At 23.1% G+C, this 22,864-nt stretch carries 17 protein-coding genes; 8 read left to right on the top strand and 9 right to left on the bottom strand.

The window, feature by feature from the left end; genetic code table 11:
* Positions 1–297 precede the first annotated feature (297 nt).
* The 5 genes from pth to yihA all read right to left on the bottom strand — a co-directional run bounded on the left by pth (position 298) and on the right by yihA (position 8,098).
* The gene (gene pth / locus OC705_RS01290) at positions 298–885 is read right to left on the bottom strand and encodes an aminoacyl-tRNA hydrolase (RefSeq protein WP_304512373.1); all 588 of its coding nucleotides are present in this window, start codon (positions 883–885) and stop codon (positions 298–300) included.
* A gap of 129 nt (positions 886–1,014) precedes the next feature.
* On the bottom strand, positions 1,015–3,804 hold the full coding sequence (locus OC705_RS01285) for a cation-translocating P-type ATPase (protein ID WP_304512372.1): 2,790 nt from the start codon (positions 3,802–3,804) through the stop codon (positions 1,015–1,017).
* A gap of 132 nt (positions 3,805–3,936) precedes the next feature.
* Entirely contained in the window at positions 3,937–4,719 is a 783-nt protein-coding gene (locus tag OC705_RS01280) for an alpha/beta fold hydrolase (RefSeq protein WP_304512371.1), read from the bottom strand.
* Between the two features lie 32 nt (positions 4,720–4,751).
* Positions 4,752–7,346, bottom strand: a complete 2,595-nt coding sequence (locus OC705_RS01275; RefSeq protein ID WP_304512370.1) for a valine--tRNA ligase — start codon at positions 7,344–7,346, stop codon at positions 4,752–4,754.
* A gap of 155 nt (positions 7,347–7,501) precedes the next feature.
* On the bottom strand, positions 7,502–8,098 hold the full coding sequence (yihA, locus tag OC705_RS01270; protein ID WP_304512369.1) for a ribosome biogenesis GTP-binding protein YihA/YsxC: 597 nt from the start codon (positions 8,096–8,098) through the stop codon (positions 7,502–7,504).
* 429 nt (positions 8,099–8,527) lie between these two features.
* Here yihA and pheS point away from each other — a divergent pair, with 429 nt between their 5' ends.
* The 8 genes from pheS (at position 8,528) to OC705_RS01230 (ending at position 19,172) form a co-directional block, all read left to right on the top strand.
* Positions 8,528–9,568, top strand: coding sequence for a phenylalanine--tRNA ligase subunit alpha (gene pheS / locus OC705_RS01265; RefSeq protein ID WP_304512368.1), 1,041 nt, complete (start codon positions 8,528–8,530; stop codon positions 9,566–9,568).
* Positions 9,569–9,626: 58 nt separating this feature from the next.
* Positions 9,627–12,053, top strand: a complete 2,427-nt coding sequence (pheT, locus tag OC705_RS01260; protein WP_304512367.1) for a phenylalanine--tRNA ligase subunit beta — start codon at positions 9,627–9,629, stop codon at positions 12,051–12,053.
* Between the two features lie 33 nt (positions 12,054–12,086).
* Positions 12,087–12,995, top strand: coding sequence for a ribosome small subunit-dependent GTPase A (gene rsgA / locus OC705_RS01255; protein WP_304512366.1), 909 nt, complete (start codon positions 12,087–12,089; stop codon positions 12,993–12,995).
* A gap of 147 nt (positions 12,996–13,142) precedes the next feature.
* Positions 13,143–14,960 carry a translation elongation factor 4 gene (lepA, locus tag OC705_RS01250; protein WP_304512365.1) on the top strand — a complete coding sequence of 606 codons (1,818 nt, stop codon included), beginning with the start codon at positions 13,143–13,145 and terminating at the stop codon, positions 14,958–14,960.
* Between the two features lie 79 nt (positions 14,961–15,039).
* Complete coding sequence (locus OC705_RS01245) at positions 15,040–16,341, top strand: ABC transporter ATP-binding protein (protein WP_304512364.1); 1,302 nt, start codon at positions 15,040–15,042, stop codon at positions 16,339–16,341.
* A gap of 8 nt (positions 16,342–16,349) precedes the next feature.
* The gene (locus OC705_RS01240) at positions 16,350–17,189 is read left to right on the top strand and encodes an ABC transporter permease (RefSeq protein WP_304512363.1); all 840 of its coding nucleotides are present in this window, start codon (positions 16,350–16,352) and stop codon (positions 17,187–17,189) included.
* A gap of 5 nt (positions 17,190–17,194) precedes the next feature.
* Positions 17,195–17,992 (top strand): ABC transporter permease, encoded by a 798-nt coding sequence (locus tag OC705_RS01235; RefSeq protein ID WP_304512362.1) that lies wholly within the window; start codon positions 17,195–17,197, stop codon positions 17,990–17,992.
* Positions 17,982–19,172, top strand: a complete 1,191-nt coding sequence (locus tag OC705_RS01230) for an ABC transporter substrate-binding protein (RefSeq protein ID WP_304512361.1) — start codon at positions 17,982–17,984, stop codon at positions 19,170–19,172. The genes OC705_RS01235 and OC705_RS01230 overlap by 11 nt, the downstream gene beginning before the upstream one ends.
* 65 nt (positions 19,173–19,237) lie before the next feature.
* On the opposite strand, the gene OC705_RS01225 is transcribed toward OC705_RS01230, so the two are convergent.
* The 4 genes from OC705_RS01225 to OC705_RS01210 all read right to left on the bottom strand — a co-directional run bounded on the left by OC705_RS01225 (position 19,238) and on the right by OC705_RS01210 (position 22,831).
* Positions 19,238–19,864, bottom strand: a complete 627-nt coding sequence (locus OC705_RS01225; RefSeq protein WP_304512360.1) for a lambda-exonuclease family protein — start codon at positions 19,862–19,864, stop codon at positions 19,238–19,240.
* 77 nt (positions 19,865–19,941) lie between these two features.
* Complete coding sequence (locus OC705_RS01220) at positions 19,942–20,931, bottom strand: TatD family hydrolase (RefSeq protein ID WP_320411897.1); 990 nt, start codon at positions 20,929–20,931, stop codon at positions 19,942–19,944.
* 315 nt (positions 20,932–21,246) lie between these two features.
* Entirely contained in the window at positions 21,247–22,632 is a 1,386-nt protein-coding gene (lpdA, locus tag OC705_RS01215; protein WP_304512359.1) for a dihydrolipoyl dehydrogenase, read from the bottom strand.
* A 49-nt stretch (positions 22,633–22,681) separates the two neighbouring features.
* Positions 22,682–22,831, bottom strand: coding sequence for a hypothetical protein (locus OC705_RS01210; RefSeq protein ID WP_304514028.1), 150 nt, complete (start codon positions 22,829–22,831; stop codon positions 22,682–22,684).
* Positions 22,832–22,864: the final 33 nt, after the last annotated feature.

Raw genomic sequence — 22,864 nt, 5'->3', positions numbered from 1 at the left:
TTCGTAATAAATCTCATTTAAATAAATAGTATTTATTTAAATATCGTTAATATTTAATAATTTTATATAATATATAGAATATTATAATAAATAATAAAATATCATCTTCAGTTTTCAAAGAAGTAGTTAAACTTAAAATTACATGATCTTACTTAATATACATAGACAAAATAAACATAATTCAAGATTATTTTTTCCAAAGTATAAAGTAACACAATAATTGTAATTTAAAAAATTAATATTGTCAATATTTATTGGACATTTTATTTCCAAAAATTAAATTTATCAAAACAATAATTAATTATTCTTTTTAAAATCACTTATTATTTTAAATAAAGATTCTACAGAATTTGTATTAATAAAAACCTCTATTAATCGTTTAAAAAAACAAAAATTAGAAGTAATTAAATTAATATGTTCCGGATGCATTTTTTGCAAAACATATTGTGATAAAACCAAATTAGAGTCGTAACCTACGCCTATCTTTAATTTCATAAAATCTCGTGTTTTTAAAACATCTATAAGATTTTTAATACCATTATGACCACCATAATTACCATTTTGTTTAATTTTAAACTGACCTATATTTAAATTAATTTCATCATGAACTATCAAAACATTCGATAATTCAATCTGATATTTATCTATAATGTTTTTTACAGCTAAACCTGATAAATTCATATAAGTTTTAGGTTTGATTAATAAAAAATTTTGATTATCAATACAGCATTGATAAATTAAATTAAATTTATCATTTTTTATTTCAGTTGAAATAGATTGTTGAAATTCTTTTAATAAATAATCGATTAACATAAAACCCACGTTGTGAGGAGTAAAATGAAAATTTACTCCCGGATTACCTAATCCTACAATTAATTTATACATCTGAAACAATACTCCATTAAAATTTTTTGGATTTAAATTTATTAAATAAAAAGAAATAATATTCCAATTGTTTAAAAAATCAGACATTATATTTATAAAAATAAATCACATTAATCAATTATTTAATATTCATGATCTTAATTTAATATTATTTATAAATTTGTAAATAGTATCCATAATCAAAATGATTATAATACATAAACTTAAATATAAATAATGTTTGAAATTAATAAAAGTAGTGCCGAAAAAATTATTTAAAATAGTTGCATTTTGAGAAATCAAAATAAATAATATTAATTCACATAAAATTCCAATAAATAAAAGATTATTTTTTTTTGTAAAATTTTGCCAAAAATAAAATTTATCAGATCGACAAGCAAAAACATTACCTATTTGCGAAAAAATCACCGCACCAAAAGCCATAGTAGAAGCAAAAATAAACTCAGATTGTTGGGCAATCATTTTAAAAGGAATATTTTTATGCATTAAAGACCAACCGCCGTAATATAAAAAAAATATTAAAGCTAATATACCTTCTACAATGCCTAAAAAACCATAACTTCTTTTTAACAATTTAGCATCTAACAAATGATCTTTAGAAGTTCGAGGTTTTTGAGATAATAAGTTTTCTTCAGGTTCTTCCGCTCCTAAAGCTATAGCAGGTAATAAATCTGTAATTAAATCTATAGCTAAAATTTGCATAACAGTTAAATAAAGTGGTATTTTAAATAAAGCCATAAAAATAATTGGGAAAATTTGAGGAACATTAGAACAAAAAACATAACTAATAAATTTTTTAATATTAGCATAAATAGCTCTGGATTCTATTACTGCTTTTGGTATTGTAGAAAAATTATTATCTAACAAAATCATATCAGCAGCATTTAAAACAACATCTTTAGTATCTTTACCCATAGTAATACCAATATGAGCAGCTTTCATAGCTAAAATATCGTTAACACCATCACCAATAACTCCCACAATTTCATTATTTTTGACATATGCTTCAGTAATTTTCAATTTATGTTTCGGAGTGGTACGAGAAAAAAAAATTGGAACTTTAGTATTTAAAACTTTTTGCAGTTCTTTAACCGACATATTATCTAATTGAGAGCCATCAATATTTAAAAAATTATCATCTTTAATCAAACCCACTTTTTTACCAATTGAAATAGCAGTTGGGCCGTAATCTCCAGTAATAACCGTAATTTTTAAACCAGCCTTTAATAAATCTTCAACAGCCTGACGAACTTCTATTTTTGGAGGATCAAAATTAATTGCAAAACCTAAAAATACCATATTTTCTTCTTGATTTGATTGTTCAGATTCTTCTATTTTTTTATAAGCAATAGCTAAAATACGATAACCTTGACTAGATAATTCCTCATTACAACGAACAAAATAATCTTTATCATTATCTTTAAATTCACTAACTTTATTATTATTATACTGAAGATTACAACTATTTAAAATAACATCAGGAGCACCTTTAACAAAAAGGTATCTATTATTAATATCATAATATTCTTGAGATAAATTAAGAACTAAAACACTCATTTTTTTATTTTCTGAATTAAAAGGATTAATTTTATCAATAATAAAATTTTTACGAATATTTTGAATATTAAAACCATATTTAGTAGCTGCAATCAATAAAGCTGCTTCTGTAGGATTACCAATAATATTAATATTTTCCGAATTTGCATCAATTAAGTTAGCTTCCGAACACATAATAGTAGCTATTAACATCTTAGAAATAATTTTATTATGAGCCGAAATATCACCATCATTATTATCGAATTTTCCTTTTTTTTGTAATCCATGACCGGTAATATCAACAAAACCTCCAGGAAATAATAATTTTTTACAAGTAATCTTATTTTCTGTTAAAGTTCCTGTTTTATCAGTACAAATTACTGTAGCAGAACTTAATGTTTCTACAGAAAACAACTGTTTAATCAAAGCTTTTTGTTTTGACATTCTTTGAGTACCAATAGCCAAACTTAAATTAATAGTAGGCAATAAACCTTCAGGAATGTTAGCTACCAACATACCTAAAGCTACTACAATAGCTGATTTGAATGCTGATAGCCAACTAGATTCACCTTGAAATTTAAAACGCCATAAACAAATTAAACAAACAAAAATAGCTAACGAAGCTGCCAAAAAACTAATTCTTTTAACTACTCTATGTATTTCTAACTCTAAAGTACTAGTACTTTTATTAATATCACGAGCTAATCGAGCTACTTCTCCTATTTGAGTGTTTTCACCGATAGCATAAACAATACCTTTAGCACTTCCTTGAGATACTGTGGTCCCAGCATAAGCTAAATTAGGTATTTCAAAAATATTATCCTTTTGATCGTTTTTAAAAGCATTTCTATTTAAAGGAATAGTTTCTCCTGATAATGTCGAATTATCTACAAAAAAATTATTAGCTTCTATCAAACGAACATCTGCAGGAATAATAGAACCCATTTCTAAAAAAATTAAATCTCCTATAGTTAATTGTTGTGTATCTAAAATTTCTATTTTATTATCTCTATAAACTTGAATTTGTTTAGGAATCATATCACTTAAAGAAGATAAAATTTTTTCTGCCTTATATTCTTGAAAAAAAGAAAAAATACCATTTATGATTACAACCGAAACAATAGCTATACCAATAGCTTTTTCATGAATAATAAAAGCTAAAAAACCTGCAATCCATAATAAAATAGCAAACATTGAAAAAAATTGTTTAATAAACTGTTTCAAAAAAGAAAAATTTTTACTCTGCTTCATCACATTTAAACCATATAATAATTGTCTTTTACGAACTTCTTCTGTTGTTAAACCTGATTTTTGCATTTGAAAATAATCCCAAATCTCATCCAAAGATAAACGACTAATTTTAATAATATCTTCTTTGTTCATACATTTACCTCATTAATTTAAAATATTAAACAAATTATTAATAAAATTTGTTCTAAAAATAGATAATTAATAATGAAATCGGTTTTAATTCTCAAAAAATAATAGTAAATTAAAAACCAAAAAAAATATTAATTATATTATTCTACTATTTAACCACACTAAAACATCATGACAAATTTGAAACTTTTCGATATCATGAAATAAATTATGATATGTTTCATGATACAATTTTAATTGTTTATCTTTAGAATGAATAGAATCTAAAAAATAAATGCCATTTTGATAAGATACTACTTTATCTTTAATACCATACAATAATAGAACAGAAGTCAAATAAGAAGAAAAATTTTTTTTTAAATAACGCATACTTAAAACTAATAAATTTCTTAACAAACGATAACTAACAGATTCTAAACGATACGGACAATACTCTATATCTAAAGGAATATGGGATATTTTAGAAGAACTAAAATTAAGTTTTTTTCTTTTCCATGAACTGAATACATAAAAAGGATAATTTAATAAACAATTTGAAATTTCTCTACTAGGAGCAGCGCTAATAATAACTCCATCTATATTTTTATATTTAATAACGTAATTATTGGAAATAATTCCACCCATACTATGACCAAGTAAAAAAGTTTTCATAGGATAAATTTGTTTTACATATTGAACTAATTGTGCTAAATCATCTAAAAAAATATGAAAATCTTTAATATCTCCTCTTTTGCCTAAACTTTTACCATGGCCTCTCACATCATAAGCAATTACATTAAAATTATTTTTAAATAAAAAATCAATTAAAAATGAATAATCATAAGAACTTTCGCCTAAACCATGAGTAATGATAATATTAGCTTTTGCTTGTTTAGGTATTGACCAAACAACATTTAAAAAATAATTATTAAACAACATAACAACAAACCATTTTACTTAAAACATTAAATTTATTTTTTGTTCATTAACTTTTGATATTGTAATAAATATTTATTATATTTTTCTTTTTCTTGTTGAACTTTTAATTTATTAGCCTTATTTAAAAAAGATTTATTTTTTAAAAGATTTTCACTTCTTTTTAACTCATCTAAAATTTTATTAATTTGAAAGTTTAAATTTTTATTATTGGATTTTTGATTAATTTTGAATAAGATTGTTCGTTTTATAAAAACAAAAATATTTTGATCTGCGAACAACAATTCGTATTCAGCAATACAAGGCGAAATAACTCCTAATTGTATATTGGATGCTTTAAATAATTTTTTCAATTCAAATAACATCATTTGAAATTCATTTAAATAAGATGCAGGAATTTCTAAATATAATTCCAACAAAAAAAGTTTATTCAAAGAATTAATTTGACGAAATTTACGAATTTTAGTAACCAATTGTTTTAAAGATTCAATAATAGATAAAGATAATAAATCGTTAAATTTCAAAGTAGATAATTTTTCTGAAATAATAGAACATCCTAAACCTAATTCTTTATAAATAGCATCTGTAACAAAAGGCATAAAAGGATGCAACGTTAATAAAATGGATTTCCAAATATAAACAATTACTTTATGACTATTAAGGATTAATTCAAAATTTTTATCATTATCTTGCCAAAAAATTTTATAAAATTCTAATCCCCAATTAGCAAACTCGTCCCAAACAAAATTATATATTAATTTCCCTATCACACTAAATTCATATTTGTTATATAAAACGTCTATTTTTTCCAATAATATTGATAATTTAGTTAACAAAAATTTTTCTAACAATAATAATTTATTTTGGTCAAAATCTGTTGTCTTTGTTTTAAGATTATTTTTAATAAAAAAACCAATATTCCATAATTTATTAGCAAATTTCCAACTAGAAATAATTTTATTTATATCAAAATAAAAATCTAAACCAGGAGAAGAACTAGTAGTCAAACACCATCTTAAAGAATCTATTCCATATTTATCAATAATATCTTTAGGATCAAGACCATTACCTTTAGATTTAGACATTTTATGACCTTGAGAATCTCTAATTAAACCATGTAATAAAACATCTTTAAAAGGTATTTTTTTTACAAAAAAGATACTTTGTAAAACCATTTTAACTACCCAAAAAGTTAAAATATCATAACCAGTTACTAAAACATCTATCGGGAAATGTTGTTGAAATAATTGTGAATTGTCAGGCCAACCTAAAGCACACAAAGGCCATAAAGAAGATGAAAACCATGTATCCAAAACATCAGGATCGCGCACAAAACCATTACCTGGATTATCTCTTTGAACTTTAACCTCGTTATTTGAATTATACCAAGCCGGAATAGGATGTCCCCACCATAATTGACGCGAAATACACCAATCTTCTATTTTAGTTAACCATTGGTTAAACAATATCAAAAATCTTTTAGGGAAAAAATTAATTTTATGTTTTTTTAAAATTAACTGAGCTAATTCTTTAGTTTTTAAAAACCATTGCAAAGAAAGACGCGGTTCTATGATGATACCTGATATATTAGCGAAACGAAGATAATGATTATAATTTTCTACTTTAAATAAAAAATTTTTTTCATCTAAATCTAAAATTAATTTTTCTCGACATACAAAACGATCTAATCCTTGATATTTTTTCGCTAATTCATTCATAGAACCATCAGGATTAATGCATAAAACTGCTTTTAAACCATGTTTTTGGCCTAATTGAAAATCATTAAAATCATGAGCAGGAGTTACTTTTAATAATCCGCTACCAAATGACATATCAACGTATTTATCGGCAATAATAGGTATTTTTAAATTAGTACCAGGAACTAAAACTTTTTTACCAATAAAATGTTGATATCTTTTATCATCCGGATGGCACATTAAAGCTTGATCACCGAAAATTGTCTCAGGACGAGTAGTAGCTACTACAACATAATCATTACTTATAAATTCATCTTTGATTAAAAAATATTTTAAATAAAATAGTTTACCTAAAACCTCACGTTCATAAATTTCAGTATCAGATAAAGTAGTTTGAGCACTAGAATCCCAATTTATTATTTTATAATCACGATAAATCAAACCTTCTTGATACAAAGATACAAAAGCTTTTTCAACAGCAGAACTCATAGAAGAATTTAAAGTAAATTGTTCATAATCATAATCTAATAAAAGACCTAGATCTCGCCATTGTTGACGAATATCTTTCATATATTTTTGTTGCCATTCATAGGCATATTTCAAAAAAATATCTTTAGTTAAATCACGAACACAAAAACCTTTTTCTTGTAGTGTTTGTTTAATTTTAATTTGAGTAGCTATTCCTGCATGATCCATACCAGGAACAAAAAGAACATTATAACCTGTTAACATTTTTCGACGAATTAAATTATCTTGCAAAATGTTATTCCAAGCATGTCCTAAATGTAATTTACCTGTAATATTAGGCGGAGGAATTACAATAGTAAAATTTGGTAAATTAGAAAAATTACTGTTTTTTTGTAATTCTTTGTACTTTAACCAATCGATATATTGATTTTTTTCAATAATTTTAAAGTCATATTTATTATTCATATAGTTTAAATTTTTCTCATTTATTATTTCCTAATAAGGATAAATAGGCAGTAATATTCTACCACTTACAAAACAAATATTAACCAACAAACTAAAATGTAAAAAAAAATTAAAATTTATATATTTTATACAAATATTTTTTATAATAATTTTTATTATACATGTAAATTTTTAATCATAAAACTAATAATTTCTGAAATTCCATATTTATCTCGACAAGAGCATAAATAAAAATTTTTAATACTAAAAAAATTATTATTAAAACATTCCTGAACAAACTTGATCTGAGATAATAAATGATTTTTTCTAACCTTATCCTTTTTATTTAAAATAATTACAATAGGAATTTTATATTTAATCAAATTGTTAAATATTTGTAAATCTAATAAAGTTGGACCAATATTAAAATCAATTATTTGAAAAATAATTTTAAGTTGATTATTATTGGCAATAAAATGATTAATCATTAACATTTGTTTAATACGTGCTTCTTTATTTCTTTTAGAAAAACCATAACCAGGTGAATCTACTAAATAAAAATAATTATTAATTAAAAAATAATTCAAAGTAGTTGTTTTTCCTGGTTTTTTAGAAAATAAAGCTAATTTTTTATGATTAGTCAAAGCATTTATTAAAGAACTTTTGCCAACATTACTACGTCCTATTAATAAAAATTCAGATAAATCAGGAAGAGGACGATCTTTTAAATTAGTAATACTTTTAATAAAAATAGCTTTTTTAATTATATTCATAAATTCGGATTAATCTCAAAATATTGATATTTTTAAAGTTAATTTATCTCCCTATCTTTATATTTATATTTTATTTTAATTAAATTAAAATAATTTTAAATATAGAAAATTTTTAAACAAATAAATCTAATTACCAAAAAAACTTTATTTTATCTATTAAAAGCTTAATAATAATAAAATTAACTCTTTAAATTGTAATTATGATAATATTATAATATCACATCATGAAAATTAAAATTTGAAACTTAAAATCTTAAAATAAAAAATTTTAATAATATTACGATAATAAAAAATTAGTCTTAAAAAAATAAAAAAGTTTACTTTTCTATAAAATTAGAATTTATTAAAATTCGATTAAATTTATTTAATGAAAATAAATATTTATTTTTACTAAACTATCATAATTAAAAGGAAATTAAAATTAAAATAATGAATAATAAAAATGAAAATTTACAAAACAAAATATTAAAATTAAAACAAGAAATTAAATTAAAAATTCAAGAATTAAACGAAATACATTCTTTACATCAATTAGACATTCAATATAACAAATTTAATAAATATTTCGCAGAATTATTTAAATATATTAAAAAATGTGATTTACAAACAAAAAAAGAATTAGGCCAAAAAATAAATGAATTAAAAATATATTCTATATTTATTTACAAACAAAATAAAATAAAAATTGAAAACAAACAATTGCAAAACAAAATAAAAAAAGAAAAAATTGATATTACTTTGCCAGGTTTTTCATTTCCAACAGGAAGCATACATCCTCTAACAACAATAATTGAAGAATTAGAAAGTTTTTTTTTAAAAATGGGTTATAACATTTATGAAAGTCAAGAAATAGAAACAGATTTATATAACTTTGAACTTTTAAATATAAGCAAAAATCATCCAGCTAGAGATATGCAAGACTCTTTTTATCTAGACCAAAAACAAGAAAAACTTTTAAGAACTCATGTATCTGCCATGCAAATTAAAGCTATGTTACAACATCCTAATAAACCTTTAAAAATAATTTCATCAGGAAATGTTTATCGTAGAGATAAAGATGATGCTACCCACAGTCATCAATTCACTCAATTAGATGGTTTTGTAATAGATTACACAGCTAATTTGGAAAATTTAAAAACCACTATCACCTTATTAATAAAACATATCTTTGGCAAAAAACAAAAAATATTTTTTCGACCCTCTTATTTTCCTTTTACAAACCCAAGTTTAGAAGTAGATTTAATTCTACCAAAAAAAAACAAAGAACAAAAATACCTTGAAATTATGGGAGCAGGACTAATACATCCAAATATTTTAAAACAAGGTGGATTCGATCCTAATAAATACCAAGGTTTTGCTTTTGGTATAGGTATTGAACGTCTAGCTATGTTAAAATATCAAATAGAAGATATTCGAGATTTTTACAATAATGATTTAAGATTTTTAAAACAATTTTCATTGTTAAATTAAAATATCAATCTTTAATAAAGATTTATATTTAAAAAATAATTAAAAAAGAGAAAGTACCATGATTATCAACGAAAACATTTTAAAAAAATATTTATTCCGATCTATTCCTAAAAACTTAAAATTTCTAATTAATAATCATATAACAGAAGTAGAAAAAATAGAGCCAATTCATCCTCAATTAAAAATTCAGAACAACCAAAAATATATTATCGGAAAAATTATTCAAATTATAAATCGAATAATTACAATAGATATTGGTACAAATATAATATCTATTGATCAAAATAATAAAATTATTAATTTTGATAATTGTTTAATAAATAAAAAAATTATTGTTTTAATAGAACAATCACAAAATATTATTTCTAATTCGAATAACAATCCAAATTTAAATATTTACGATAATAACATTTACAAAAAAAAAATAATTTCAGCTAAAGACCTAAAATTATCTGATAAAAATTTAATAGAATCAGAAAAAAATGAAATCTTATATTTAGACAATCAAGCCCCTATTGGCGAATGCGCTTTAACATATTTAAATTTAAAAGGTTCGGTTATAACTTTAGCGTTAACCCCCAATAGAGTAGATTTATTATCACATATAGGATTTGCTAAAGATCTAAATGCTGTATTAGAATTATCTGCTCCAAAATTAAATAATTTTCAAAAATTCAATGATACCATTTGCGAATTAGACGAATTAAATCCTTTCTGTATAAATATCGAAAACAACAATTGCTATGAATATAATTTACGATATTTAACAAATTTGACAATAAAACCTAGCCCTTTATGGTTACGCAATTTACTAATAACAAATCAAATAGAACCTATTAATAATATTATAGATGTTATTAACTTAATAATGATAGAATACGGGATACCATTAAATGTTTTTGATGCTGAAAAATTCACTAACAAAAAAATCGAAATAAGAAATGCTAAACCAAACGAAAAAATTATTCACTTCACAAAAACATATCTTTTAAAAGATCAACAAGACATAGTAATTACTAATAACAATAATATTATCTCTTTAAATGATATCTTAAATAACCCAGATTATGAAATAAAGAACAAAACTCAAAAAATTATTATTACAAGTAGTTATTGGAATATAGAAAATATTTCCAAAATAGCTAAATATCATCAAATAAATAATAATAAAACTTTATTATTTACCAAAGGAATTGATCAAAATTTAATTCAAAAAGCATTAGAAAAAGCTGTATATTTAATACAAAAATTAACTTACGGAAAAGTTTACAACAAAATTTCATCTCAAAAAATACAAAAATATCATAATCCAAAAATAAGAATTACATTACAAGAAATTAATAAAAAAATAGGTTTAAAATTATCTTCTACTAAAATTATAAATATATTGAATAAATTAAATTATAATGTAGAATTTATATCTAAACCTTCTTCTAATAATTACTTTATAGCACAAGCTCCTGAAAGACGTTATGACATTACTACTCCGGAAGACATAATAGCAGATTTAGTTAGATTAAAAGGTTTAAATAATAAAACAAATAAATATGACGTTAATAATCATACAGAACATAACCATATACAAAAACAATTAATTAAATTAAAAAAATTTTTAGCTAACTTAGGATTTTACGAAATTAAAACTTACAAACTAATTAACCAAACAATTTTTAACTTATTTAATCATGATCAAAATTATTTATCAATTATAAATCCTATTAACGAAGAAAGAAAAATTCTTAGACAAGCTTTAAGTGGAAGTATGTTGGAAGTCTTAGAATTCAATCATAAAAATAAAAATACAGATAATGCTTTTTTTGAAATATCAAAGGTATTTTACAATAATAAAGAGGTTTTGCATTTATCTTTGGGTATTAGCGGTTATTTCATGACAAATCACTGGTTAAAACAAAATATAGAAAGTTCTTTTTTTATTTTAAAAGGAATTTTGGGAAAAATATCTCATTTTTTAAAAATTAATTTATCGTTTTCGGTTACCAAAAAATATTTAAATTTACATCCAGGAGTGCAAGCAAATATTAAAATTAATCAAAAAAATATTGGTTTTATAGGGGAAATACATCCAAAATTCAATCTAAATCATTTAAAAAAAAGTTTTTTAGCCGAAATTAATCTAGATCTTATTTTACAAAAATCTCTAAAAAATAACATAATTATTCATAAAATTAATAAATTACCTTATATAACTAGAGATTTAAGTTTTTGGATAAACAAAAAAATTAATTTTAAAAAAATATTAGAAAATTTGACCAAAGATTTTCGACAAATTCTAAGAAAATGCGAATTGTTAGATATATATATACCAAATTCTAATTCTCAAAATAAAAATCCAGGATATTATTCTTTATCTTTTCGTTTAACATTTGAAAATATCAATAATGATTTAAATAAAAATACAATAGAACAAATTATAAATCAAATAGAAAACAATTTAAAAAATAAATTTCAAGCAAAAATAAGATAAACAAATATTATATATAACGAATAGGAGATTATCTTGTATAAAGGAATTGTTGTTAAAAACTTAATTACTAAATATGTTATTATCGATTTATCGAAAAAAACAACCATAATAGCTCAACCTAAAGGTAAAATAAAAGATTTTAATCAAAAAAAAATAACAACTAAATCCATATATCATTGCCCTATCAAAATAGGAGATATAGTAGAATATGAATTTAAATATAACAATTTTTTGATTATAAATATACAAAATCGTAAAAACGAATTAGAAAGACCTAATATAGCCAATATTGATCAAGTTCTACTAATATTTTCTCTTACAAAACCTAAAATAGATTTTAAGTTATTAGATAAATTTTTAATAATTCTTCAAAGATTAAATATTAAAATAATATTAATTTTAACTAAAAGAGATTTAATAAATCAAGAACAATTTGAATATATTCAAAATCAAATTTCATATTACGAAAAATGGTATTCTGTGATATATATGAACGCTAAACAAAAAAAGGATATAAATTATATAATTGCAAAATTAAAAAATAAAATAACTATTCTGGCAGGGCAAACTGGTGTAGGAAAATCGACTTTATTTAATAATTTAACTTCTCTTCGGGTTAAAACTCAACCGATCTCACTTACTTCACTTAGAGGAAAACATACCACAACAGGCGCACAATTATATATGTGTCATCAAGGTTATTTAGCAGATACACCCGGCTTTTCAAAATTAAAACTATCTAATTTAAAAACTAATGAAATTAAAAATTTTTACCCAGATTTTAATTCTATATCTGAACAATGTTTTTTTGGAAATAATTGTTTACATATAGAAGAAAAAAAATGTAAAATAATAGAAAATTACCAAAAAGGTTTGATTACCGAAAGTAGATATTTTAATTATGTATTCTTAGTCAAACAAAATAAAAAAAATAAAAATTAAAATAAAATTAATAAAATATTTAAAATCCGATTTATCTATATAAAATATTTTTTATTATATAAAACTTAATAAGCAATTATATACTAATAATTTAACAAAATTTTAATAATTATATAAATAATAAAGAAAGTCGATTGTATAAAAAACATGGATTTTGATAAAATCAAACAAAGACAAAAACAAATAAGAAATTTTTCTATTATTGCGCATATAGATCATGGAAAATCTACTTTAGCTGACAGAATTTTAGAAATAACCAATACTGTTAAAAAACACGAAATGAAACCTCAATTTTTAGATTCTATGGCTTTAGAACAAGAAAGAGGAATAACCATTAAATTAAATGCTATTCAAATTAAATATAATAATTTCAACAACACAGAATATATTATGCATTTAATTGACACACCAGGACACAGTGATTTTAGATATGAAGTTTCTCGTTCCTTAGCAGCATGCGAGGGTGCATTATTATTAGTAGATGCTACTCAAGGAATACAATCACAAACTATATCTAATCTAGAATTAGCTTTAGAAAATAAACTTATAATTATACCTGTTATAAATAAAATAGATTCCCCTAATGCCAATATACCTAAAATTAAACAAGAAATTCAAAATCTCCTAAAAATAGATATAAATTCAATTATATTAGCGAGCGGAAAAACAGGAATGGGAATTAAAGATGTTTTAGAAAAAATTATAACAAATATTCCTTATCCTAAAGGCAATCCGCAAGCACCATTACAAGCTTTAATTTTCGATTCAAAATTTAATAATTATAAAGGGGTAATACCTCATATTAGAGTTATAAACGGAACTATTAAAAAGGGAGATCGCATACGTTTTATTAAAAGCAAAGCTGTTTATGATGTTATAGAAGTAGGGACTTTTCAACCAAACCCTGTTATAAAACCTTTTTTAACTACAGGAGATGTAGGTTACTTAACTGCTTTTATCAAAAATATTGATGATGTCAAAATCGGTGACACCATTACTTTAAACAAAAATAATCAAGTTCAAGCATTACCAGGATATAAAATCATTAATCCTGTAGTTTTTTGTGGTTTTTATCCTGCAGAAAGTAAACAATACATTAATCTTCAAGAAGCATTACAAAAATTAAAATTAAACGATTCATCATTAATTTACGAAAAATCTAATTCAAATATTTTAGGAATGGGATTTCGTATTGGTTGCTTAGGTTTATTACATATGGATATTATTAAAGAAAGAATCGCTCGTGAATTTCAAATAGAAATTATAATCACTGCTCCTTCAGTTATTTTCCATGTTTATACCAAACAAAACCAAAAAATTATTATAGATAATCTGCAAAAATGGCCTCAAAATCAAGCTATCGAAAAAATAGAAGAACCTTTTATAAAAGCTTTTATAACATGTCCTGAAAAATACATAGGTTCAGTAATGAAAGTGACACAAAATAAAAGAGGAATTTTACAAAATATCAAATATTTAGAAAATCAAAACACAATATTAACATATTTATTACCTTTTGGAGAAATTATTTATGATTATTTTGATCAATTAAAATCCGCTACTCAAGGATATGCTACTTTTGATTATCAAATGGAAAATTACTATCCAAGTAAATTAAAAAAAATGGATATTTTATTAAACTCTGAAATAGTTGATGCGTTATCTTTAGTAGTTCATGAAGATTTCGCATATACTAAAGGTAAAATAATCTGCAATAAATTAAAAGAATTAATACCAAAACAAATGTTTGAAATTACAATTCAAGCAGCTCTCGGAAAAAAAATCATAACTAGAGAAAATATAAAAGCTTTAAGAAAAAATGTTACAGATAAATGTTATGGCGGAGATCATACAAGAAAAAAGAAGTTATTAGAAAAACAAAAAGCTGGAAAAAAGAAAATGAGAGCTTTAGGAAAAGTGAAATTACCTCAACAAGCTTTTTTAGCTATTTTAGCAAATAAATAATTAAAATATTTTTAAAAAAATTTATCCAAAATTAATTTTATTAACATCAAAACAAGATGGAGGTGAGAGAAGCATATATATGAATAATTTGATAGAACTAAAAAATATTACTAAAGTAATAAATAATCAAATAATTTTAAAAGATATTAATTTAAAAATTAAAACAAATGAATTTGTCACTCTATTAGGGCCTTCAGGATGTGGTAAAACAACTATTTTAAAAATTATAGGAGGTTTTGATACTTGTAGTAGTGGTGATATTTTTTTTAAAAATAAAAGTATTTTAAATGTGCCCCCTCACAAAAGATTAATTAATACAGTTTTTCAAAATTATTCACTTTTCCCTCATTTGAATGTTTTAGAAAATATAGCTTTTGGTTTAAGAGTAAAAGATTTGAATTACGAAACTAAACAAAAAATAAAAAACGCTAACAATACTACAAAACAAAAAATTCATTTTATTAAACAACAATATAAACAAAAAATAAAAATGATTCAAAATACTTTAAATCAAAATTATTTATTTGCATGGTTGCCATTTTATAAAAAAAACCCTTATATTAAACAATTAAAAATAGATTTAAAAAAAGAAATAACAATTATCCAAAATCAACAACAACTATTATTAAGTAAATTACATCAAAACTTATTATGCACAATAAAAAAAGAAGAATTTATCAAAAATAAAGTGTTACATTATTTAAAATTAGTGGGATTACAAGGATTTGAAAATAGAAATATTTATCAACTATCCGGAGGACAGCAACAAAGAGTAGCTATTGCTCGAGCTTTAATTAACGAACCTGAAGTAGCTTTATTTGATGAACCCTTAGCGGCATTAGATCTAAAATCAAGACAAGAAATGCAATACGAATTAAAAGAAATGCAAAAAATTTTCGGTATTACTTTTATAGTAGTAACACATGATCAATCTGAAGCTTTAACTATGAGCGATAAAATAGTAGTTATCAAACAAGGAGCTATTCAACAAATAGGCAATCCTGAAGATATTTATAATGAACCTGCTAATAAATTTATAGCTCAATTCATTGGAGAATCAAATCTAATTTCTGGAATTATGAAAGATGATTTTGTAGTTTTATTTGATAATAAAGAATTTCGTTGTATAGATTATGGTTTTCGTAAAAATCAACCTGTCGACATAGTTATAAGACCAGAAGATATAGATATTGTAAATTATAAAGATGGTTTAATTACAGGGATAGTACACTCTATATCTTTTAAAGGAGTTCATTGGGAAGTAATTATCCAAACTAAATATAGACATTATTTAATTCACACAACAGATTTTATTGAAAAAAATACCCAAATAGGAATATCTTTCAATCCCGAAGACATTCATATTATGGAAAAATGGTAAAATTAAAAATGAATAATATCGTTAAAAATAAATCCAATAATTTTTACAAATGGTTAGCTTTGCCATATTTAATTATTATAATCATATTAATTATAATGCCAATATTAATAATTTGTTTCGATTCAATTCAAGAATATGATGATACTAAAATTATTAAAATTGTTTTTACTGCTAAATACTATTATAATTTTTATACTAATTTAAATTTTATTTACATTATTATAAGATCTATTTCTATTTCTATTATTGCTACTTTTTTTGTTATTATTATTACTTACCCGTTAGCATATGGCGTTTCAAAGTTAAATCCTTTAATTCAACCTATAATTGTTTTATTAATTAACGGTACTATCTGGATTAATATGATTTTAAAAATACAAGCTTTAGTACAAATTTTATCTTTAACAGAAAAATTTTTAAAAATTAATATATTAGAAACTAATATAGCCATGTTTATTGGTTTTTTATATTTGTTTTTACCTTATATTTTTTTATCTATTTATCTAAATATTTCTAAAATAGACAAAAGCTTGATTGAAGCTGCACAAGATCTAGGAGCCAATGAACAACAAATTTTTAAAAAAATTGTTTTTCCTTTATCATTACCAGGCATTATTGAAGGAACTATTTTAATTTTATTACAAATAGTAACCAATATTATTGTGCCGAAATATTTAGGCCCTACCAATGTTATGGTTATAAGTGAATTAATAGAAAATAAAATCTTTTTAAATGATGAAACAAAAAGCGCTTGTGTTATAGCTATTAACTTAACCATTATAATGTTACTAATATTAAAACTTTGTCCTAAAAATAAATACCAAAAATACACTAAAGAAGGGAAATAGCAATTATGAAAATTAATATAAAAAAGAATTTATTATATATATATTTAACAACTATGTTAATTTTTATTTATCTCCCTATTATATCTTTAATAATTTTTTCTTTTAACGAAAACGAAGGAAGAATAGCTTCATTAATACATTTTAACAAATTTGGTTTTAAATGGTATCATAAAATAACACAAGATGAATCGGTTAAAAAGGCTATAATAGTAACTTTAGAAATAGCTTTCCTATCCACTTTTATATCAACTGTAATCGGAACTTTAGCAGCCATTTCTTTAATGAATTATAATAAAAAATGGCAAAAAATAATTTTATCTACAAATAAATTTCCTATCGTTATACCTGAAATCATAAATGCTTTATCTTTATTTGTTTTATTTAGCTTTATGAGATTAAATAATGGATTTTGGCGAATGTTATTGTCGCATATATCTTTTAGCGTACCTTATGTTTTGATTACCATTCATAGTAAATGTTGCAATTTAGATTTAGATACTATAGAAGCAGCTTACGATTTAGGTGCTACACCGAATCAAACTTTAATCAAAATTATTTTACCTCAATTAAAAAATTCTATTATAGCAGGAGCTAGTATAGCATTCGCTTTATCTTTTGATGATTTTATTATTTCTTATTTTGCAGGAGGTTCTGAATTTCAAAACATCTCAGCTTATATATATAGTTTAAAAGGCACTATTAATCCTACCATCAATGCTTTATCATCATTACTAATTTTATTTATTTTAATAAAAATAATATTTAATTGTTATTATGTGAAAAAATATAAACATGAATACTAAAAAAAAAATAATAATTATAATATGGTGTCTATTGATAATTTTTATTGCAAACTTATATCGAATTATATATCACAATTCTGCTAAACAAAATATAATATTATTTAATTGGGGAGAATATATTGATCCTAAAATTATTTCAGATTATAATAATCAATCAAAAAATTTTATTATTAAACAAAACTTTTTCTCATCAAATGAAATAGCTATAAATAAAATAAAAACAGGAGATATATATGATATTGCTATTTTAAGCGAATACGCTATAGAACAATTAAAAGATAATTATCTTAATAAAATAGATAGAAATAAACTAACCTGTTATCCTGAATTAAATCAAAATTTTCAAAAAATTCAAAAAGATAAATTACCCAACAATATAAAAGAATATATTATCCCATATTTTTGGGGAAAATTAGGTTTCTTATACAATAAAAATAAAATAAGTCGTGAACAAATAAGTAAAAATTGGACACAAATATTACCAAATAATAATTATAAAGTAGCGTTATATAATAATCCTTTTGAAGGAATATTTATAGGATTAAAAGCAACTCAAGGAAATATCAGTCAAGCCACTCCAACAGAAATTATTAAAGCCAAAGATTGGTTATTAAATTTAAAACAAAAAAATAAAAATTTATTTTTTGTAACAGATCAAATTTTAGATAATATGCGTATAAGCAATCAAGAACGTTATGACATAGCAGTGACTTATTCTGGTGATGCTAGATATCTAATGAAACAAAATCCTAATCTTGAATACTATGATTTTGATAATCAGGAAAACAATATTTATCAGACGAATATTTGGGTAGATAGTTTAGTCCTACCTAAAGGAAGTAATATAACAGGAGCTTATGATTTTATCAATTTTTTACTAAAAACTAGTAATCTTAAACAAAATGCTTTATTTGTAGGATATGATTCTCCCTACGAAAACATTAATGAAAATGATGATATCTTAAAAATAAATATAAACAAAAAAGATAATATATATAAATATAATGTTCAAACAAAAAAACAAATTAATGATGCATGGAATGAAATTTACGCATATCCTAGACCACAAGATAAATATTTATTATTATTAAGTTTTATAATAATTATATTTTTTCTAATAATAAAACTAAAAATAAATTTGCCTAAAAATAATAAATTTTTTATTATCAAATATAAATAAATTAAAAAAATAATCTCAAAATTATAATTAAAATAACAAGATTATATTTTTAATTTTTTATAATTTTAAATCCATTCTTGTAATTTTTTTAAATCACCTAATTGTTGTAAAATTCGCTTAGCTTCAGTAAATAATTTATAAAAATTCAAACATTTAGTATACATCTTATCAATAAATTCTAAATCTCTATAAACTTCCTTAACTTTAGAATGTTGATAAGTATAATATACTAAAAAAAAAGCTTTATCAGCGTTAGAACAATAAAGTTGAGCTTGGATTTGCGCATAATAAAATTTTGGTATTTTATCATTCAAAAAAAAATCTTTCCAAGAAGAAGTATCGCAAGAAATAGGGCATTTAATTTCTAAAATACTTCGAGAATCAGAGTTCCAACCATCTAAAGAAGCAGACATAAATTTTTTTACAAAAACAGCAGGAACAAAATCCATTCGACAAACAGAATTAAAAAAAAATCTAGCTTCAGGTTCCAAACGACGTCCACGACGCATAGCTTCATTAACTTCTATTTTTTCTTGAAACAATTTTCTTTTAAACAATAACTTAACACTTTCAAAAGGATTTAAACCCATGATAGCAGCTACTTCAGAAGCATTAATATAATTATTTCTATGTTCATGCCAAGAGATAGAATCTTGTTTAATATTTACTAATTTACTTGAATCATCTAACATATAAAAATCATTATCCTTTTCTTTATAAACTCAAATACATAAAATTTATCCAATTTTTATCCAATTAAAATTATAATTTATTCAATTAAAAAAAGATTTTTAGCATTCTTAGTAGTTTGCCGAACAACATCAGATAAACTTATTTGCCTCAAAGCAGCAATTTTTTCGGCAATAATGCTTAAATAAGCAGGTTCGTTGCGTTTTGTTTTTTCCAAAGGAAAAGGTGTTAAAAAAGGAGAATCGGTTTCTAATAATATTTTATCTAAAGGTATTTTGCGAGCTACTTCGTGAGCTACCAAAGAATTATTATAAGTAACAATGCCTCCAATACCTATATAAAATCCTAAGTCAATAGCTTTTTGAGCCTCTTCTAAGTTATTCACCAAACAATGAAAAACTCCTTTAATTTTATTTTGATAAGGCAATAAAATTTGATAAACTTCTTCAAAAGCTTCTCGAGCATGTAAAATAACAGGTAAATTATATTTAAGAGCTAAATCCAATTGAATTTGAAAATTTTTTCTTTGAATATATAAAGAAGTTTTATCTCTGTATAAATCGATACCGATTTCTCCTACTGCTACAACTTGTGGCAATCTTAAATATTGTTGGATTGTCATAGGATCTTCATTTTGCCAATAACACGGATGTATACCGACTGCAATTTTAATACATTCATATTCTAAAGCTAAATGAAAAGCTTTTGCATTGGTTTGAGCATTTAATCCTGGCACAATAAAATATTTAATACCATTATCATTCGCTTTAGTAATAACTTCATTTAAATCTTTTTCGTAATCATTTATATTTAAATGTGTGTGAGTATCAATTAATAACATATGTTTAATCAAAACACTCCTATTTTCTTTTTTTAAATTTACAAAATTAAAAAACTGAATAAAAATTTTAATAAATAGAAAATATATTATTTTATTTTTTAATTTATTTAATGGATAAATTATTTGTACTTCAATCTCATAATATTTCTTTCTGATAACTATTACAAACAAAATCCACGCAAACCAAACAAGTTTACCAGCACCCGGATTACTATAATAAGTTACCAATAAACCATAAAATTTATAATCAACAATTACTAACTAAAAGAGAGGATTATACAACCTTTTAATCCTCCCTTTTTTTAAAAATATTCTATATATTGTTACATAAAAATTGTTTCATTCATATTAAATAAAAATAAATTATTTTTTTAAAACTAGATTTATAATTCAGTTATCTATTTTGAAAAAAATTCCTAAAACAGATTAAAAAATTTTCTGACACCTGAATTACAATAATTTATCATTTTTATCGAAACAACAAATTATAAAAAATAATTATGAAAATTATAGATATATTTACCAAAATCATATAATTTTTCATTATAAATGAATAGGCTTATCAATAGCTCCTAAAAAAGTTTCTAAATTTAGTTCTGATAAAGTTGGATGAGGATGAATTATTTCCATAGCGTTATATGCTGTACCATTGAATGCCATTAAAGCACCAGTTTCAGTAATTAATTCTGTAGCATTATAAGCATAAATATGCATGCCTAAAATTTGAAGTGTGTTTTTATCAACAATTAATTTGGAAAAACCTTCTAAATCCCCATCAGCATGAGCTTTTCCTATAGCTTGAACAGGTATTTTAGATATTTTATAATTTAAATCACGTTCTTTAGCTTGTTTTTCTGTACAACCAATAGAAGCTATTTCAGGAAAACTATAAATACATGAAGGTACATGTTCATAATTAATAGGTTGAATTTTATCTTTTAAATTTAAAGCATGATGTATAGCTATAACGCCTTCATGACTTGCAACATGAGCTAACATATATTTACCATTAACATCTCCAATAGCATATACATCAGGTATAGAAGTTTGTAAAAAATTATCAGTCAAAATACCATTTCTATCCATAGTTAAATTTAATTTCTCTAAACCTATTAAATTAGGTTTTGTTCCAACGGCCATCAAAATAATATCTGTTTTGTCTTGGTATACTTTTTGTTGATATTCATAATAAACAGTATTTTTATCAATTTTAATTACATTAGCTTCTGTAATAACCTGAACATTCGAATTTTGAAGATTCTTAGTATAAGCACTTATAATATCATTATCCATTGTAGTGATAATAGATTTTTGTTTTTCTAAAATAATTACTTCAGAACCGAATTTATTAAAAATAGTAGCAAATTCAACACCTATTATTCCGCCACCTATAATAATTATTTTCTTAGGAAAAGTTTCCAATTGTACTAATTCTTTACTAGTGTATAAATATTTATCTAAATAAGATTCTTTAGCTCCCGGTATAGGAGGTATAAAAGCATGAGAACCAGTAGCTATAATAAGTTTTTTAGTTTGCAAAACTTGATCATTAACAACAACTTGATAAGCATTTAATACTTCTGCTGAACCAAAATAAAAATCAATTAATTTATTTTTTTTCAAAAGAGAAGCTATTCCGTTAGTCAAAGTTTTCACAATTTTATCTTTACGTTTTAATACAGATTTCCAATCAAAAGAAATATGTTCTATATTGTTCAATCCAAATTTACTAGCATTTTTGCATAAATCCCAAACTTTAGCGCTTTTTAAAAAAGCTTTCGTAGGTATGCAACCGTAATTTAAACAAATACCACCTACTTTATGTTTTTCAATTAAAGCCACTTTAGCACCTAACTGAGCAGCTTTTATAGCTGAAACATAACCCCCTGGTCCGCCACCTATAACTAAAATATCATATATCTGCTGCATATCATTAAAAACCTGCTTTACAATTAAAATAATTTTTTGATTTAATAAATTAATAAATTGACAAATCTATTCTATACAAATCTATTCTATAAGGATAGATTATTAGCGTTTCATTGATAAAATTTGTTTTTCTATCAAATATTACAAACAGCCCCCGTCCAAACGGTGCAAGCAAGTTTCCAAGCACACCGCTTTCCATAATTTATCCTTTTTCTAGGTTTAACTTCGTGTC

It is taken from the genome of Candidatus Phytoplasma fabacearum, assembly GCF_030586805.1.
In the GTDB taxonomy this organism is placed as follows: Bacteria; Bacillota_I; Bacilli_A; order Acholeplasmatales; family Acholeplasmataceae; genus Phytoplasma; species Phytoplasma fabacearum.
The sequence above is the reverse complement of the archived record's forward strand: the minus strand, read 5'-3'. Positions and strand labels throughout refer to the sequence as shown.